This window comes from Clostridium zhoujianii (assembly GCF_051590805.1).
GTDB lineage: Bacteria > Bacillota > Clostridia > Clostridiales > Clostridiaceae > Clostridium.
In genome coordinates, this window is record NZ_JBPUTF010000001.1 from 1,492,448 (window position 1) to 1,510,654 (window position 18,207).

Annotated in this window: 14 protein-coding genes; all 14 read right to left on the reverse strand. The window is 31.8% G+C overall.

All coding sequences use genetic code 11. The features are described from left to right. Window positions 1–216: 216 nt before the first annotated feature. Complete coding sequence (gene gshAB / locus ACSYT2_RS07035; RefSeq protein ID WP_438384313.1) at window positions 217–2,499, reverse strand: bifunctional glutamate--cysteine ligase GshA/glutathione synthetase GshB; 2,283 nt, start codon at window positions 2,497–2,499, stop codon at window positions 217–219. After that, window positions 2,489–3,811, reverse strand: coding sequence for an MATE family efflux transporter (locus ACSYT2_RS07040; RefSeq protein WP_430856476.1), 1,323 nt, complete (start codon window positions 3,809–3,811; stop codon window positions 2,489–2,491). The genes gshAB and ACSYT2_RS07040 overlap by 11 nt, the downstream gene beginning before the upstream one ends. Before the next feature lie 8 nt (window positions 3,812–3,819). Then, window positions 3,820–4,101, reverse strand: a complete 282-nt coding sequence (locus tag ACSYT2_RS07045; protein WP_430856477.1) for an ArsR/SmtB family transcription factor — start codon at window positions 4,099–4,101, stop codon at window positions 3,820–3,822. Between the two features lie 187 nt (window positions 4,102–4,288). Then, window positions 4,289–7,945 (reverse strand): methionine synthase, encoded by a 3,657-nt coding sequence (gene metH / locus ACSYT2_RS07050; protein ID WP_430856478.1) that lies wholly within the window; start codon window positions 7,943–7,945, stop codon window positions 4,289–4,291. A gap of 150 nt (window positions 7,946–8,095) precedes the next feature. Then, on the reverse strand, window positions 8,096–9,790 hold the full coding sequence (locus ACSYT2_RS07055) for a sulfate adenylyltransferase subunit 1 (protein ID WP_430856479.1): 1,695 nt from the start codon (window positions 9,788–9,790) through the stop codon (window positions 8,096–8,098). Window positions 9,791–9,808: 18 nt separating this feature from the next. Beyond that, window positions 9,809–10,609, reverse strand: coding sequence for a sulfate adenylyltransferase subunit CysD (gene cysD / locus ACSYT2_RS07060; RefSeq protein ID WP_430856480.1), 801 nt, complete (start codon window positions 10,607–10,609; stop codon window positions 9,809–9,811). Between the two features lie 11 nt (window positions 10,610–10,620). Further along, window positions 10,621–10,935: a 4Fe-4S dicluster domain-containing protein gene (locus tag ACSYT2_RS07065; protein WP_430856481.1), complete on the reverse strand. Its 315-nt coding sequence runs from the start codon at window positions 10,933–10,935 to the stop codon at window positions 10,621–10,623. Continuing rightward, window positions 10,919–12,595 carry an adenylyl-sulfate reductase subunit alpha gene (locus tag ACSYT2_RS07070; RefSeq protein ID WP_438384316.1) on the reverse strand — a complete coding sequence of 559 codons (1,677 nt, stop codon included), beginning with the start codon at window positions 12,593–12,595 and terminating at the stop codon, window positions 10,919–10,921. The genes ACSYT2_RS07065 and ACSYT2_RS07070 overlap by 17 nt, the downstream gene beginning before the upstream one ends. A 21-nt stretch (window positions 12,596–12,616) precedes the next feature. Then, the gene (locus tag ACSYT2_RS07075) at window positions 12,617–13,678 is read right to left on the reverse strand and encodes a sulfate/molybdate ABC transporter ATP-binding protein (RefSeq protein ID WP_430856483.1); all 1,062 of its coding nucleotides are present in this window, start codon (window positions 13,676–13,678) and stop codon (window positions 12,617–12,619) included. A gap of 1 nt (window position 13,679) precedes the next feature. Further along, window positions 13,680–14,519, reverse strand: coding sequence for a sulfate ABC transporter permease subunit CysW (gene cysW / locus ACSYT2_RS07080; protein ID WP_430856484.1), 840 nt, complete (start codon window positions 14,517–14,519; stop codon window positions 13,680–13,682). Window position 14,520: 1 nt separating this feature from the next. Continuing rightward, window positions 14,521–15,345 carry a sulfate ABC transporter permease subunit CysT gene (cysT, locus tag ACSYT2_RS07085; protein WP_430856700.1) on the reverse strand — a complete coding sequence of 275 codons (825 nt, stop codon included), beginning with the start codon at window positions 15,343–15,345 and terminating at the stop codon, window positions 14,521–14,523. Between the two features lie 35 nt (window positions 15,346–15,380). After that, on the reverse strand, window positions 15,381–16,430 hold the full coding sequence (locus tag ACSYT2_RS07090; RefSeq protein ID WP_438384319.1) for a sulfate ABC transporter substrate-binding protein: 1,050 nt from the start codon (window positions 16,428–16,430) through the stop codon (window positions 15,381–15,383). A 316-nt stretch (window positions 16,431–16,746) separates the two neighbouring features. Then, window positions 16,747–17,679 carry a cysteine synthase A gene (gene cysK, locus ACSYT2_RS07095; protein WP_430856486.1) on the reverse strand — a complete coding sequence of 311 codons (933 nt, stop codon included), beginning with the start codon at window positions 17,677–17,679 and terminating at the stop codon, window positions 16,747–16,749. Window positions 17,680–17,846: 167 nt separating this feature from the next. Continuing rightward, window positions 17,847–18,005, reverse strand: a complete 159-nt coding sequence (locus ACSYT2_RS07100) for a hypothetical protein (RefSeq protein ID WP_438384321.1) — start codon at window positions 18,003–18,005, stop codon at window positions 17,847–17,849. Window positions 18,006–18,207 lie beyond the last annotated feature (202 nt).

Genomic DNA, 18,207 nt, shown 5'->3' on the forward strand with positions numbered 1-18,207 from the left:
CTACAAAAAAAGATGTAAGTAGATAAATTTCTACTTACACCCAATATATCTATTGGTTACCCGTACTCACATTATTCGACAAAATAATATATTAATTATTATACCACTTTTTATCTTTTTACTCAACTATTCTATCTTTCCTTAACAAAAGGTTTAATAATTTTATATTGTTAAAGTAGAAAAAACAGTGCACTTAAGCCCTGTTTTTTCAATATATTATATAAGTTCTAATAATTTTAGTATATGCCCCCCTATATTTCGCTCTTTTCCCTCATAAGGATACGAATGAATATGGATTGCCGGATTAAAATTAACCTCTATAATTCCAAAGCTTGTATCTTCATCTCTATAATCTTCTATCATCATATCTACACCGCATACTCTTGCACCCATAGCCTTTGCAGATTCTATTGCAACCCTTTTAAATTTCTCAGGTATAGAATCAGTAAAATCAATACTGTCCCCACCAGTACTTATATTAGAATTTTCCCTAAGATATACTACCTCATCTCTACTTGGAATATAGTCAAAGGTTTTATCCTGTTGCTTTAAAAATAGCTTAGCATTATCATCTAAAATAATCTTCTCTAATGGCGTTCTATATTTATATCCCCTTAATGGGTCTTGATTTTTAATTTCTACTAGTTCCCTTATAGTTTTAACCCCATCACCAATAACATTTGCAGGTACTCTATGAAGAATTCCTAGAACCTTGTCATCAACAACTAAAAATCTATATTCCCTTCCTTTAATAAATTCTTCTACCAATACTGTATTATCATGTTCAAAGGCAATATCTAAAGCTTTTAGTATATCCTCTTCATTGCCACCATCTTTAAATATGCTTATTCCAATACCAAAGTTTGTAGACTTAGGCTTCACCACTATAGGTTTATTTACATAAGTATGTGCCTCATCCTTTGCAACCTCTAATGAATTAAACTCATCTCCTTCTGGTACCTTGATACCATTTTCTTTAAGAACCCTTTTTGTAACAGATTTGTTTTCCATCATAAGAACTGTAACATAATTATCTTTCGAAGTTTTTGTTGCTTGCTTAACATACTCAACTTTTCCATTGTTAGATAGAGCAATAAAATTATCATGTCTATCAATAACTTCAACCTTAACACCTTTTTTTATTGCTTCCTTCATTAAAATTTGAGTAGAAAGTTCCATATCCTCGTAACCTTCCAACTTAAATCTATTATTATAAGCACTGATCTTATATTTCTTCGCTAGATTAATATGGCCATTAATATAACCTTCTTTTTTAACTTTTTCAGCTATTCTATAAGCATAAGTTAACTTTTGATCCTTAATCTTTTCAACCATTCTACTAATTATTTCATCTTTACCAAGGTTCAGAACCTTATTCATATTAATAATTTCATCAAAAATTTCTAGTGCCCATTCCTTCTTAGCTATCTCCTCACCATCTCTAATTAAAAAGATATCCCTTTGACCATGATTAGCAATTAAATTTTGATTAGTTAAACTATCTTCCTGCCAATATCTATAAGAACTTTCTTCCTTAATTAATAAAAATAAATTAAATAGCTGTAGAAACTCTATATCCTTTAATGCTATCCCCCCTTTTTCAAAAGGGTTAACATCAATACTTCTATACTCCAAATAACATATACCATCATTCTCTAAAGAATTAAAGAAATCCTTCGGATCTAGTGGCTTTAATCTTATTTGGCTATATAATTCTTTATGACTTTCAATAACACCATCATCAATATAGCTTTTCAAGCTTTTTATATGCTCATCAACACTATCATAACTCGGGAAAAGATCAACTTTATTCTTATAACCGCAAACTCCATTTCTATAGGATAAAGCTCCATCATTAGAAAAAGTGTTCTCAGCTATTTTACTTAATCCACACCTACATTCACTAATATAACTTTCATGCAAGGTTGCAGTACTTCCAAGTAAGTAAATGATAAGCCATCTATACCTAAGGTAATTCCTTGATACCTTTAAATATAAATCATTCTTAAAATCTTGGTAAGGGATACCACTACCTGCATGTAATTTTTTAATTAACCCTTCACAAAATGAAAAGTTAAAATGTATTCCTGATATTAATTGTTTTTTTCCTCCATATTTACTAAGGAGTTTTTCTCTATAAAGTCGACTTGCCTCATCTAGATCTGCTACAGGTATCTTACTATCATCAGGGGTAATACAGGGCATTGACTGAGGCCAAATGTACTCATCCCCTATTTCCACTGCTGCAATATCATAAAGGGCTTTAGTAAAATTATATACTTCCTTTACATTTTCAAAAGTTGGGGTTATAACTTCTAACTGACTTTCTGAAAAATCTGTAGTTATATAAGGGTTCTTTATTTTATCTCCAAGACTTTCTGGATGAGGTCTAAATGATAAATTCCCCTCTCCGTCAGTCCTTAATCCTTCTCTTTCAATTCCATAGTTACCTCTTAGTAATTCCCTAGGAGTAAACATATCTTTAATCTTATTTAACATTCCTATACTCCTTCCTAACATTAAATACGTATACTAAGTATACTACACTTCCTTTTAAAATACTTGACAAACTAATACTAATCCAAACACCATTTAATCCTAAAAATTTTATGAAAACTAAAGCCATAGGTATTCTAAGGACAGTAAAAATAATACTTACGGTTGCTGATATATTCGGTTTTCCAAGACCTGTGAAAAAGCCATTGGTCACAACTTCAATAGCACCGAATATTTGCGATACCGCAATAATTTTAAGATATGCTGAAGCAATTAAAATAGTTTCTTTATCCCTTACAAATAGTTCTATAAGTGGAATATTAAAAAATATAAATACTATTGCCATCACCAAATTATATCCTATGCCAATTTTAAGTGCTATATGATAACCCTTTTGTAATCGACTATACATGCCTGCTCCAAAATTTTGTCCTGTAAAACTTGCAACTGCGCCATTAAGGCCACCTATAACCATTAAAGTTATAGATTCAATTTGTAATCCAATTTTTTGTGCAGCAATTGCATCCGACCCAAATTGAGCTATTATTCTAGCAAGTATAATTCCCGTAATAGTAAATAATACTCTTTGGAATGACATTGGGAATCCAAGTTTAATTATTTCCTTAATTTTATCCCCATCTATTCCTAAAGTTTTATCAAATTTAAATGTCCCATGTGAATTTAATTTGAATATTATGAACATTACTATATTAGCAATCAAGGTCGCAATAGCAGCACCAATTACCCCTAATTTAAATATATAAATAAATATTGGATCTAGTACAATATTTATAATAATTCCTATACCGCTAATTTTCAATGCTGTTTTACTATTACCAAAACTACTAAGGATTCTAGTATATAAGAGATTGGCAAAAGTGAAATACATTGTTGGGCCACTAACAGCTAAATACATGTACGCATCTTTCTCAACCTTATAATTATTAAGGTTTAAAAATCCTATAAATTCCTTCCCAATAATAATTAATGAAGCTGCATATATAACTCCTATTACAGTATTTATAATAAGACCTGCATTAATATATTTTCTTACTTCTAAATTGTCTTTTTTTCCTACAGAATGGGCCACCTTTATCCCCGTTCCTGTTATAACTAGTGCATTGATTGAATATCCAAGGCCTATAAAAAAGCTTGAAGAACCGATACTAGCAACAGCATCACTTCCTAATCCTCCTACCCATAACATGTCAATAAGATTATAGGTAAATTGAAGTAGTGAGCTTCCTATAATCGGTAAGGCTAGTAATGTTAAAACTGAAATTACTTTTCCTTTTGTTAAATCTACTTTTTTCATTTATTCTCCTATGATTTCCTATTTAGTAATAAGTAATCCCTTATTTCTTCTATTTTTTCTCTATTTAAGCTATACTGCATCCATGCTCCTTGTTTTCTTCCTATAATAATTCCACTATCAGTTAATATCTTCATATGATAAGAAAGTGTTGGTTGGGTTATTTTAAAATTATCAAGGATATGGCAACCACAAAGTTCATCTGTTTCTATTAACATTTCTATAATCTTTAACCTATTCTCATCTCCTAAAGCTTTAAATATAAGTACATATTCAGCATGATTATTTTTCATAATAATTACCTCCTGCAATTATTCAAATATGACATAGATAATTATCTATATCAAACATTATACCACCATATAGATAATTGTCTATATGGTTTATGTAAATAATATAGATTATTCATAAATAATATTTATTATAAATAGAAAAAGGGCTAACTACTTACTTTGTAGTTAGCCCTTTTTTAAATCCTTATTAATTTCCTAAAATACTAGAAAGACCCTTTTTAAATTCATCTAATGACAATCCAGACCTTTCTGAATAGTCCTCTATCTGATCTTTATCAATAATATTTACATCAAAATATTTAGAATCTTCAGAAGCAAAATACAAACCACTTACTGAGGATACCGGATCCATCATAAAGCTTTCTGTTAATTTGACACCTGTAAGTTTTTCACCATTTAGTAAATCAAATAAAATTCTCATTTGACTTTGATCCCTAAGTGATGGATATCCAAAAGCAGGTCTTATACCTCTATAGTTCCCCTTAAAAAGTTCTTTCAATGTAAGGTTTTCCTTTGTATCATAACCCCAATAATTCTTTCTAAGATCTTCATGTAGTTTTTCAGCAAAAGCTTCTGCTAATCTATCACATACAAGCTTTATCATGATGGCATTATAATCGTCACCTTCTTCTCTAAGCTTTTGAGCATATTCCTCTGCTCCTATTCCAGCAGTTATTATAAATCCACCTAAATAATCTTTAATTCCTATTTCCTTTGGAGCAATAAAATCTGAAAGACATAAATATTGATTCTTCTTGCTTTCTCTTTGTTGCCTAAATAAATTAAAGGTTGCTGCTATACTACCATCTTCCTTATATAATTCAATATCATCACCTTTTGAATTAGCCTCAAATATTCCTAATACACCTTTGATTTCTATTATCTTTTTTTCTTCAAGGTAATCTAACATCTTATTAGCATCTTCAAATAGTTTTTTAGCTTCTTTCCCATATACCTCATCCTCTAATATCTCAGGATATAACTTTTTCATTTCCCATCCTATAAAGAAGAATGTCCAGTCTATATAGCCTCTAAGATCTGAAACAGTATAATTCATTATTTCCTTAATACCAATAAAACTAGGTTTTGATATATCCTTATTTTCCCAATCTATTTTAAATTTCTTTTCCCTTGCCTCTTCTAATGAAACTAGCTTTTTATCAATTACATTATAGTTTTTTCTTTGATTTTCATAATCCTCCCTAGTAGCTCTTATGAATTCCTCCTTATTTTCTCCAAGAAGGTTTTTACATATTTCTACTGTCTTTGAAGCATCATATCCATAAATAACAGGTCCACTGTAGTTAGGCTCAATCTTAAGAGCAGTATGCATCTTTGAAGTTGTAGCTCCACCAATAATCAAAGGTGTTTTCATCCCTCTCTTTTCCATTTCAGAGGCTACATGTGCCATTTCATCAAGGGAAGGTGTAATAAGTCCACTTAATCCAATAATGTCCACCTTTTCTCTAATTGCCCTATCTAAAATTTCTTCACAAGGAGTCATAACTCCAAGATCAATTATCTCAAAATTATTACATGCTAGAACAACACCAACAATATTTTTACCAATATCATGAACATCTCCTTTAACTGTTGCTAAAAGAATTTTTCCAGCCTTAGAGTTACCTCCTTCACCTTTATCTTTTTCTATATAAGGAAGTAAATATGCTACAGCTTTTTTCATAACCCTAGCTGACTTAACAACCTGAGGCAAGAACATCTTACCATCCCCAAACAAATCTCCAACCTTAGTCATCCCAGCCATTAATGGTCCTTCTATAATTTCTAATGCTTTTTGATACTTATTAACTGCTTCAGCTAAATCAACATCTAAGAATTCCGTAATACCTTTAACTAAGGAATGCTTTAATCTTCCCTCTAAGGAATTATCTCTCCAAGCATTCTTATTTAATTGAACTTTATCACTTCCTGCTTTGTAATCCTCTGCCTTATCAAGTAATCTTTCTGCTGCATCTTCACGCCTATTTAATACTACATCTTCAACTAATTCTAATAAATCTTTAGGAATATCATCATAAATTTGAATCATACCAGGATTTACTATTCCCATATCCATTCCTGCCTCTATAGCATAATATAAAAATACAGAATGCATAGCTTCTCTAATAGTATTATTTCCTCTAAATGAGAAGGAAAGATTTGAAACTCCTCCTGAAATTTTAGCATAAGGAAGATTGCCCTTTATCCACCTTACAGCATTTATGTAGTCAACAGCATAATTATTGTGCTCTTCCATACCAGTAGCAATAGCTAGTATATTAGGATCAAAAATTATATCCTGTGGTGGGAATTTTAACTTATCTACTAATAAATCATAGGCTCTCTTACAAATTTCTATTTTTCTTTCATAGGTATCTGCTTGTCCATTTTCATCAAAGGCCATTACAACCACTGCTGCCCCAAAATCCTTAACTATTGAAGCTTGGTGAATAAATTCTTCTTCACCATTCTTTAATGAAATAGAATTTACTATAGGCTTACCTTGAATACTTTTAAGTCCTGCCTCTATTACAGTCCATCTTGAAGAATCTATCATAATAGGTCTTGCTGAAATATCTGGTTCAGATGCTAAAAGCTTCAAGAAATATTCCATTTCTTCAGCACTTTCTAGTAATCCATCATCAAAGTTAACATCTATTATTTGAGCACCATTTTCTACCTGCTCCTTTGCTATAGATAAAGCCTCTTCATACTTCTTCTCTCTAATAAGTCTTGCAAACTTTGCAGAGCCAGCTACATTTGTTCTTTCTCCAATGTTTATAAAATTACTTTCTTTATTACTCTTAACAATTTCTAATCCACAATAAATACTTTCTTTTTTTATATCTGGTATTTCCCTAGGTTTTAATCCCTTAACTCTTTTTGCAATTTCTCTAATATGCTCTGGAGTAGTACCACAGCAACCTCCAACAATATTTACCTGTTTTTCATTGGCTAACTCTTCAATATAGCTTGCTGTTATATTTGGAATCTCATCATATTCACCTAGAATATTAGGAAGCCCTGCATTTGGATAAACAGATATAAACATGTCCTGACTTTTAGCTAATTCTTTGATAAAAGGTAGTAATTCTGCTCCTCCAAAGGAACAGTTTAAACCTATTGATATAACATTTTCATTTCTTATAGATTGTGCAAAGGCATCTAATTTTTGTCCTGAAAGTGTTCTACCTGATTTGTCCGTTAATGTTCCAGAAATCATTATAGGAAGATTTCTTCCCTTTTCTCTGTATACTTTATTGGCCGCTACTATAGCTGCCCTAGCATTTAAAGTGTCAAAAATAGTCTCTATTAATATACAATCAATTCCCCCATCCATTAAAGCAGATATTTGTTCACTATATGCGGATACAAGTTCATCAAAGCTTATGCTCCTAAAACCTGGATTTTCCACATCTGGTGATAATGAAGCTGTCTTATTTGTAGGACCAATTGCACCCGCAACAAACCTTGGTTTGTCTGGATTTTTTAAAGTAAACTCATCTGCAACTTTTCTTGCAAGGACTGCTGATTTATAGTTTAAATCATAAACTAAATCTATTAAATCATAATCCCCTTGAGATATGGATGTAGAACTAAAAGTATTAGTTTCTATTATATCTGAACCAGCTTCTAAAAAGCTTCTATGAATTTCCATAATAACTTCAGGTTTAGTTATAGAAAGTAAATCATTATTACCCTTTTGATCTCTGTTAAAGTCTTTAAGTAACTCTCCTCTATAATCCTCTTCACTTAATTTATAATTCTGTATATTAGTTCCCATAGCGCCATCAAGCACCATAATTTTTTCTTTTAATATATTAATTAAATTGCCCCTATTCATTGTCTTCCTCCTATTTTTACATTCCCCAATGTTTATTATATTTAGAATTATTATACAATGTTTGAATTTTATTAACAATATAAATATGAAATTGAAGGCCATAATAAGGAAAACTCTAACCTTTTAAGCTAGAGTTTTCTATACTATCTATTAACTTATCTTGTTAAATACAAGTTTTCTATATTCATCAAAAACAAACCATCTATTTGAAAAATCAGAATATGATTCCTCTTCTTTTACGTTACTATATTCATTTAATAAAACTGCTAAATCATCATTTGAATTTATACTAATTCCAAATCCTCTACCATTAATTACTGGATAACCTTCGTAATTATACTTAGAAATCTTCTCTATTACAGTTACCTTTCCATTTCTAACCCTAACAGCAACTCCATCTCTTAATACCAGTATATCCACATAACTTGGATAATTAAAACTTTCACCTTTTAGTGGTAATTCATCACCTATTCTATAGACATCGTTATAGTTATAAGTTTTCTCTACTGAATAGTTCTTAACATTGTAATAGAATTCGTCGAATATATCACCCCTGGCAACAATTTTACCTTCTTTAAAGAACGTAGGTTTAGCTATCTCGGATACCTCTTCATTTTCAATAATGATACCGCCACCAGCAACGTCGTATCCATCAACTATAACAAATCTACCAGTAATACTACTTTCACTAAATTCATCAAAAATCAGGCTGTCCTTTGTTTTAATTATAACTTCAGCAACATCATTTAAAGCTACTTTTTTACTTTCTTCATGACTCTCTAAACTTGAAGCATCCACAACTTTAATTATTTTTTCAATCTCGCCTTCAACTTCTTGTGTTGTTAGCTTTATCTTATACTTCTTATTTACTAATAAATCATTTCTACCCATCCAAAATAAATTTGCTCTAAAGGTATTTGAAACTATTGGTGGATTTTCAATTTTAGATATTACTTCTCCTCTTTTATTGAAGAATTCATCCTCTACCGTTATGCCAACAGAATTCCCAGCAATAACAGTATCTTTTTTATCTCTGCTTGCCCAATATTCTATCGATTTAACTTTAGTTTTTTTACCTTCAGGATAGATTATAATTTCATCCCCTATATTTATAGTACCACTTTCAATCCTACCAGCTATTATCCTTCTATGATCGAATTTATATACATCTTGTATTGGAAATCTAAGTGGCTTTTTTTCAATTCCTTTATCTTTTTCTATACTATCAATAGCCTTAATTATTGAATCCCCTTTAAACCAATCCATTTTATTTGACTTGTTTAAAATATTTTCACCATAAAAGGCTGAAACAGGTATATAGCTTAATGGGAATATATTTAGTTCCTTTAAGAAGTTCCCCATTTCCTTAGTAATATTATTAAAGCTTTTTTCTGAATAATCAATTAAATCCATTTTATTTACAATTACATATACTTTTTTAATACCTAATAAAGATAAAATATATGCATGTCTTTTAGACTGCTCTTGCACTCCTTCTTTTCCATCAATAACCAGCAATGCAGCTTCTGCATTAGCTGCACCTGAAATCATATTTTTAAGAAACTCCTTATGGCCAGGAGCGTCTATTATTACGTATTCTCTTTTGCTTGTATTAAATTGTATCTGCGTAGTATCAATTGTAATTCCTTGCTTTTGTTCTTCCTCAAAGGCATCCAAAAGATATGCATATTCGAAAGGCTTTCCTGTATCCCTTGCAATCTTACGGACCTTTTCTACAGTCCCTTCTGGTAATGAATTTGTATCAAAAAGTAACCTCCCAATTACAGTAGACTTACCATGATCCACATGTCCAACAACTACTATTTTAACTAGTTCCTTATCCATAATTATCCCCCCTTTATATTACATATAACCATCTTTTCTTAATTTTTGCATTGCATAAGAATCTTCTTGATCCTGTGCTCTTCCAGCACGTTCACTAGTTTCAGTATTCTTTAATTCTTCTATTATTTCATCTAAATTACTTGCACTTGATTCAATTTTGCCAGTACAAGGAGCACAGCCTAAACTTCTATATCTTTTTCCATCTTTTGCAAAGTATAAATCTATTATAGGAATTTCTTCTCTCTTTATATACTCCCAAATATCAACTTCATTCCAAGCTAATAATGGATGTATTCTAATATGATTTCCCTTTGGAAAGTCTGTTTTAAACTGATCCCAAAGTTCTGGTGGTTGGTTTGAATAGTCCCATGAATAATCCTTATTCCTTTCGCTAAACACCCTTTCCTTGGAACGTGATCCTTCCTCGTCTCGTCTAACTCCCACTATAAGTCCTTCAAAACCATATACACTAACTACTTGCTGTAACCCTTCAGTTTTAAGTGCATTACAGCAAGTAAGTCTTCCTTTGTCAGGACCCATTCCTTCATTGATTGCTTCCTTATTTGTATGAACAATAAGATCTAAATTTAATTCTTTTGCTACTCTATCTCTGTACTCAATCATTTCTGGTATTTTATATGTTGTATCCACATGAATAAATGGGAATGGACAAAATCCAAAGAATGCCTTCTTTGCAAGCCATAATAATACTGTTGAATCTTTACCAATTGACCAAAGCATACCCAATTTTCCTATTTTTTTATATGCTTCTCTTAAAATAAATATACTTTCTGCCTCTAATCTATCTAAATGATCCATAAAATCCTCCCCTAATATGCATTAGCATTATTTTTATCAATTTCTATATTACTTATTACACCTTGGTTATCTTCTATAATCCAATTAGTAATATTCCCCTCTTTAACTGTATAAGCAATGCTTCCTACCCCACCGATGTCAGCACCAAGATAATAGGATATTGCTTTATCGTTACATTCCTTAATACATGAAGTACATCCCCAGCAATCTTTAGGAAATTTGATAAATGATTTACCTTCTTCGTCCTTCTTAATTAATGAACCTGGACAAACTAATCTACACTTTCCACAACCAGTGCACCTATCCTTATTAATTTTGATGCTCATAGCTTACACCTCTTTCTACAAGATCCCTAAATATTATTTCAACCTGTCCGTTAATCAACTTTGAATTTACATATTTAAGCCATTTATCATCCTTATTAGGGTAATCTAAGTTTTCAGCAAAGGAATGCCATCTTGTTTCTTTTCTAGCTCTTAAATGTGCAATTAGAGTCTTGCACACAACAAGTCGTTCTTTTAATTCAAAAATCTGCATTAACTCATGCATATCTTTTCCTTTCAATCCTTCACTTAAAGTAGTTATTGAGTCTATTTTTTTCTCTGCTATATCAAGACTATTTAAATTAAATCCATAGTTTGTACTAATGCCACCAGCATATTCATCCATAACCTTTTGCATGGCTTCTTCTAATTCGTTTATAGAATATAAATTTTCCTCGTCGCTTAATATTGATTTTACTTCTTCAAACTTTTTCTTTAAGTCTTCATTACTAACTAATTTTAATTTCTTCTCCTTTATATATCTAATAGCTGATGTTCCAGCTATTTCTCCCTCCACCAAAGCTCCCGTTACATATTTCTGAGGACAACCGCCAGCAACATCACCTGCTGCAAATAACCCCTTAATTGTAGTTTCTCTATTTGTGTCTACCCAATAACCACTTGCTGTATGTCCTCCTACAATATACGGTTCAGTACCTTCTATTTCAGTATCTTCATTACTTGGTCCTTTACCCGATTGAACCCATTTTAAAGTTTGACTAGGTGCCATATTTAAATAAGCTTTCAATAAATCTCGTTCTTCCTCAATTGAAATTCCCGAGGTTCTAAGATAACAAGGACCTCTTCCTTCTAAATTCTCCATTACAGTTCCATAAAGTCTTTCTGAGGTGGTGAACCCATATTTACTTCCATATTCTTCACCAAGTCCATTAACTTGTTCTGCACCGATTCCTTGAGCTATTGTTCCTGTTGGCGCTATAGTATCTTTACATCGTAAAGCTATAAATCTCATTTCAAAGGTTGTCATTTCAGCACCTGCTCTAATTCCCATAGCAAAACCTGCACCTGTATTAAAAGGACTGTACCACATTTTATGTCTAGAAAAACCTGGATTGTTAGATTTATAAATACCAGAAGCTCCTCCTGTTGCACAGATCACTGCTTTTCCTTGAATTAGATAGAATACCTCTTTATTAACATCTAATCCATATGAACCTATAATCTCACCATTGCTTACTATATAATCAATAACATTAACGTGATTCATAACTTTTATATTTTTATATTTTCTTATTTCTTGTGCTAAAAGAGGTTTTATATTTTCCCCATTAATTTTTATATTTCTGTTACCTCTAGTTACATATTCACCATGTTCATCCTTAAGTATAACTAGTCCAATATCTTCGAGTTTTTTAGTAACATCATTTAATCTATTGGACATAGTTAATAATAAATCCTCTCTTACTATTCCATCTGCATCCTTTTTAGCATATTCTACGTAATCATCAGGTCTTTTACCTTTAACTATATAGGCATTTAGTGCATTAACACCTGCTGCAAGGCAACCACTTCTTTTAATATGTGCCTTTTCAAGGATTAGGACCCTTGTATCAGATTTTTCTGCTATAGTAATAGCTCCATAGCAACCAGCAGTACCTCCCCCAACTATTAAAACATCAGTATCAATTCTCTCAACTCTCACAATCTCTTTCCCTCCCTTTATCTAAATATAAATAGGCATTGGATCAACTTTTAAACCATTTTCAATCATCCTAGCATTTTTATCATCAAATATATAAAGTCTATGGATTAATACTATTACCTCATCCCCAACCTCCAATATTTCATCTTCTAAACTACGGTATCCTGTAATGAATATATTACCAATCTGTACTTTAATAAGTTCATTATTCCCTCTAAATGCTATAAATGTAATCACACCTTTTTCAGTAGCTGAAAAATTTACTATTTCCCCTTTATTTTTAGCAATCTGAACAAACTCTGGTCGTAGTACTGCTTTAGATCCAAGTATTTTTTCTCCAAAACCTTTTAATTCTGTATAGTCTTCAATTACTGTTGACTCACCAATAAACTGAGCTACAAAGGGAGTCTTTGGATTCTTATATATTTCAATAGGGCTACCCTTTTGTTCTACTCTACCTTTATTAGTAACTATTATCTCATCTGCAACTTCAACTGCCTCCTCTTGATCATGTGTAACAAAAATACTGGTTATCTTAAGTTTACTTATCATCTCTTTTAGCCATGTTCTAAGTTCTTTTCTAACCTTAGCATCAATAGCAGCAAAAGGTTCATCTAGTAATAGTAGCTTTGGATTTGGAGCTAGTGCCCTAGCAAATGCTACTCTTTGTTTTTGTCCACCTGAAAGCTGATGAGGATATCTCTTTTCTAAGCCTTTTAAACCAATAAGTTCTATTAGTTCATTTACCCTTTTATCTATCTCACTTCTATCCTTTTTCTGTACTCTCAGACCAAAGGCAATATTATCATATATAGTCATATGACGAAATAATGCGTAATTTTGAAATACAAAACCTATACCACGTTTTCCAGCAGGTATCTCATTAACTCTAATACCACCTATTTTAATTTCCCCATCGTCTGGAGTTTCAAGGCCTGCAATCATTCTTAATATAGTTGTTTTTCCGCTACCACTTGGTCCAAGAAGTCCTATTAATTTCCCTTCTTCTATTTCAAAGCTGACATTATCTGAAGCTCTAAAGTCCCCAAAGGATTTATTTAAGTTCTTAAGTTCAACCTGCATCTTATTCCTCCTTCTTACCTTTCCACTCAACAATATTTCTCAAAACCAAAATTACAACTGCCATAATTACAAGTATAGATGCTACCGCAAATGCTGCTGAAAACTGATATTCGTTATATAGTATTTCAACATGGAGTGGAAGAGTATTTGTCTTACCTCTTATGTGTCCTGATACAACAGATACTGCTCCAAACTCTCCCATTGCTCTTGCAGAGCAAAGAATCATACCATAGATAAGTCCCCACTTAATATTAGGAAGGGTTACCTTTCTAAATATAGTAAAACCTCTAGCCCCCATCATTGCAGCTGCCTCTTCTTCATCGCTTCCTTGAGCACTCATAAGAGGTATTAATTCCCTAGCTACAAAGGGGAATGTTACAAAAAGTGTTGCAAGTACAATACCCGGCATAGCAAAAACGATTTTCAAGTCATTAGTTACAAGAAAGTTTTCGAACAATCCCCCACGTCCAAAAGTTAATATAAATACCAAACCTGCAATTACTGGTGAAATCGCAAAGGGTAAATCAATTACTGTAGTTAATAAATTCTTCCCCTTAAAATTAAACTTAGTAATAGCCCAAGCTGCAAAAACTCCAAAAATAGTATTAAATATAGTAGCAATAACTGTTGCAACTACAGTAAACTCAATTGCTTTAAAAGTATCTTTATTTGTTACAGCTGCACTATATGCACTTAATCCCTTCTTTAAAGCTTCAACAATAATAAGTATTAATGGAAATCCTAGCATTAAGAGAATAAATGCTACACCCAGCCCGATTAATATCCATTTTACATATATGCTATCATTATCAGTTGCTAATCTTTTCTTAACTTCTAACACCCTACACCTCCATAAATTTATTAGATCTATTTTGGATTAAATTTAGAATGAATAACATAATGAATGATACCCCTAACATAACTATTGCGATTGCAGTTGCACCGCTGTAATCATATTGTTCTAGTTTACTCATTATTAGAAGTGGAGCTATTTCTGTTTTCATTGGCATATTTCCAGAAATAAACACAACACTACCATATTCCCCTATTCCTCTTGCAAAAGCTAATCCAAAACCAGTTAATAATGGAGATATAATAGCTGGTAATATAACCTTAATAAATATCTTAAACTTACCTGCTCCAAGAATTGTTGCTGCCTCTTCATATTGAAAGTCTAGCTCTTCTAATACAGGCTGGATCGTCCTTACAACAAAAGGTATTCCAATAAATATTAAAGCAATTATAATACCTACAGTAGAAAATGAAGATTTAATTCCTATTGAATAAAGTGTCTTACCAATCCAACCATTCTCTGAATACAAAGTTGTAAGAGCAATACCTGCAACTGCTGTTGGTAATGCAAAGGGTAAATCAATAAAACCGTCTAAAAATCTTTTAAAAGGAAAATCATATCTAACCAAAATCCAAGCCAGAAGTAGTCCAAAAATGCTATTTATAAATGCTGCTATTAAAGCACAGCCAAAACTCACCTTAAATCCTGCTATAACTCTTGGGTTTAATACTGTTTCTGCAAAAGTATCAAGTCCCATACCTGCACCTTTAATTACAAGAGCTGCAAGCGGTATAAGAACAATAAGACTTAAATAAGTAAAGGTAATACCTAGGCTTAATTTAAACCCTGGCAAAACTCTTTTCTTTTTTATAATCATCTCCCCATCTCCTTTATTTCTTGCTTAATATGTTATTTAGGAACATATATCTGATCAAATACTCCACCATCAGCAAAATGCTCTTTCTGTGCTTTAGTCCAACCACCAAAAACATCATTGATAGTTACTAGATTAATTGCAGGAAATTTATCCTTATACTTTTCTGCAACTTCAGGGTCTCTTGGCCTGTAATAGTTTTGAGCTGCAATCTCTTGTCCCTCTTTGCTATACAAATACTCTAAATAACCTTCTGCAACCTCTCTAGTTCCTTTTTTATCAACTACTTTATCCACAACTGCAACTGGTGGTTCAGCAAGAATACTTAAGGATGGAACAACTATATCAAATTTATCAGCACCTAATTCGTCAATAGATAAGAATGCTTCATTTTCCCAAGCAAGCAGTACATCTCCAATTCCTCTTTCTGCAAATGTTGTAGTTGCGCCTCTAGCACCTGAATCTAGTACCTCAACATTCTTATATAATTGTGCAACAAAATTCTTAGCAGCACTTTCATCTTTATTATTTTTGTCTAGTGCATATGCCCATGCAGCTAGGTAATTCCATCTAGCTCCACCAGATGTTTTAGGATTAGGTGTAATTATAGATACCCCTGGCTTAACTAGGTCACCCCAATCTTTTATATTCTTAGGATTACCCTTTCTAACAAGAAAAACAATTGTTGAAGTATATGGTGAACTATTATCATTAAGTCTACTCTGCCAAGCCTTATCTATTAACCCAGACTCACTAATAGCGTCAATGTCATATGCTAGAGCTAGTGTAGCTACGTCTGCTTCCAATCCTTCAATAACCGCACGTCCTTGTTTTCCAGAACCTCCATGGGATTGAAGTATAGATACATCTTGACCATTTTTTTCTTTCCAATATTTAATAAAACTCTCATTGTATTTCGTATATAGTTCCCTTGTAGGATCATAAGAAACATTTAAAAGTTCTACTGATTCTTTTTTTTCTCCATATTTTTCTGAGCCACATCCTACCAAACCAATAATTAACAAACTTGCCCCTAAAAATAAACTTGCCCCTAAAAATAAACTTAATAACCTAGTTTTTTTCAATTTATATCCCCCCAATTTATTTATTTACTTATTTTTGAGTAAAAAAATGCCGCCTCTGTATTTACAGAGGCGGCATTATATCTGCGGTTCCACTCTGAATATTATATCATAGGATCTAATAACATCTTATTTGCGCTATAACAGGCGCTCCTGCAAAAGTCTACTATTATTTCAACTCAGAGTTCCAGGATGCATTCTATTAACTTCCATTAAAGATTCTTCTCAGCCCCATTTGCGAATCCCTCTCTGGTAATTTTCATTAATATACTTCTTCCCTTCTTGACATTTACATATTTTCCTTCTATTCTCCAAACAATTAGTCCTCAAACAATGCTGTTGATATATAACGTTCTCCTGTATCAGGTAGTATTACAACTATTGTCTTTCCTACATTTTCAGGACGTTTTGCAATTTCTATAGCTGCATAAGTAGCTGCTCCAGATGATATACCAACTAATAACCCCTCTGTCTTAGATAATTCTTTACCTAAGGCAAATGCATCTTCATTGTCCACTTTAATTATTTCATCATATATTTTAGTATTAAGAGTATCTGGAACAAATCCTGCCCCTATACCTTGAATTTTATGTGGTCCAGCCCAGCCTTCTGATAAAATTGGTGATGCAGATGGCTCAACCCCTACTACCTTAAGATTTTGATTCTTAGACTTCAAGTACTCACCAGCACCTGATATAGTACCACCTGTTCCAATACCTGATACTAATATATCAACTTTTCCATCTGTATCTTCCCATATTTCAGGTCCAGTTGTTCTTTTATGAACTTCAGGATTTGCTGGATTAACAAATTGACCAAGTATAATGGAATTAGGAGTTTCATCAGCAAGTTCTTGTGCCTTTGCAATAGCACCCTTCATTCCTTTAGCACCTTCAGTTAGCACTATCTCTGCCCCATAAGCTTTGATTAAACTACGTCTTTCAATACTCATTGTTTCAGGCATAACAATTATTGTTTTATACCCTTTAGCTGCTGCAACTGATGCTATACCAATTCCAGTATTTCCACTAGTAGGTTCTATAATTACTGATCCTTCCTTTAAAGTTCCCTTTTCTTCTGCATCTATAATCATTGCATAAGCTATTCTATCCTTTACACTTCCAGCTGGATTAAAGCTTTCTAATTTAGCTAGCACTGTAGCTCCCAAATTATGTTTTTTACTATAATTTGATAATTCTAATAATGGAGTTCCTCCTATTAAATCTGTTAGGTTTTTATAAATTTTTGACATGTTATTTTCCCCCTTTATTTTACACTTATAATACTTATCTGCTTACTATGATTTTATAATATGATATTTTTGCCATTTTGTCAATAAAATAGCAAAAGAATTTTTTTTATATTTTTCTAAAAAATGGGCAAAAAAATAAGGTGAATTATTTAAAATTCACCTCAAATTTAATTCTTTTTTAAAAACAACTTATAATTCTCAATTCCATCTGGTCTTTTAGTTTTATCTAACCATCTCTCGTAGTCAATAAAGTTATTTTTTAGAACCTCAATATTTATATTTTTGTTACTTCTTTTTTTCTTATCTACATACATGTTAATTTTCATTAAATCTCCCATGCTTGTCACCTACTTATATAATTATTCTAAATTAAATTTATAGTGAAGTTGTATTTTGCCAGGATGACGAAACTTTTTATTATAGATATGATAATAAACGATATGTTCCTTGGATTATTTACTAAAAGGGACTTCCTATTAAATTTGTCTTAGTTTGAAAACACATAAAAAGAAGGCTATAATTTACTTA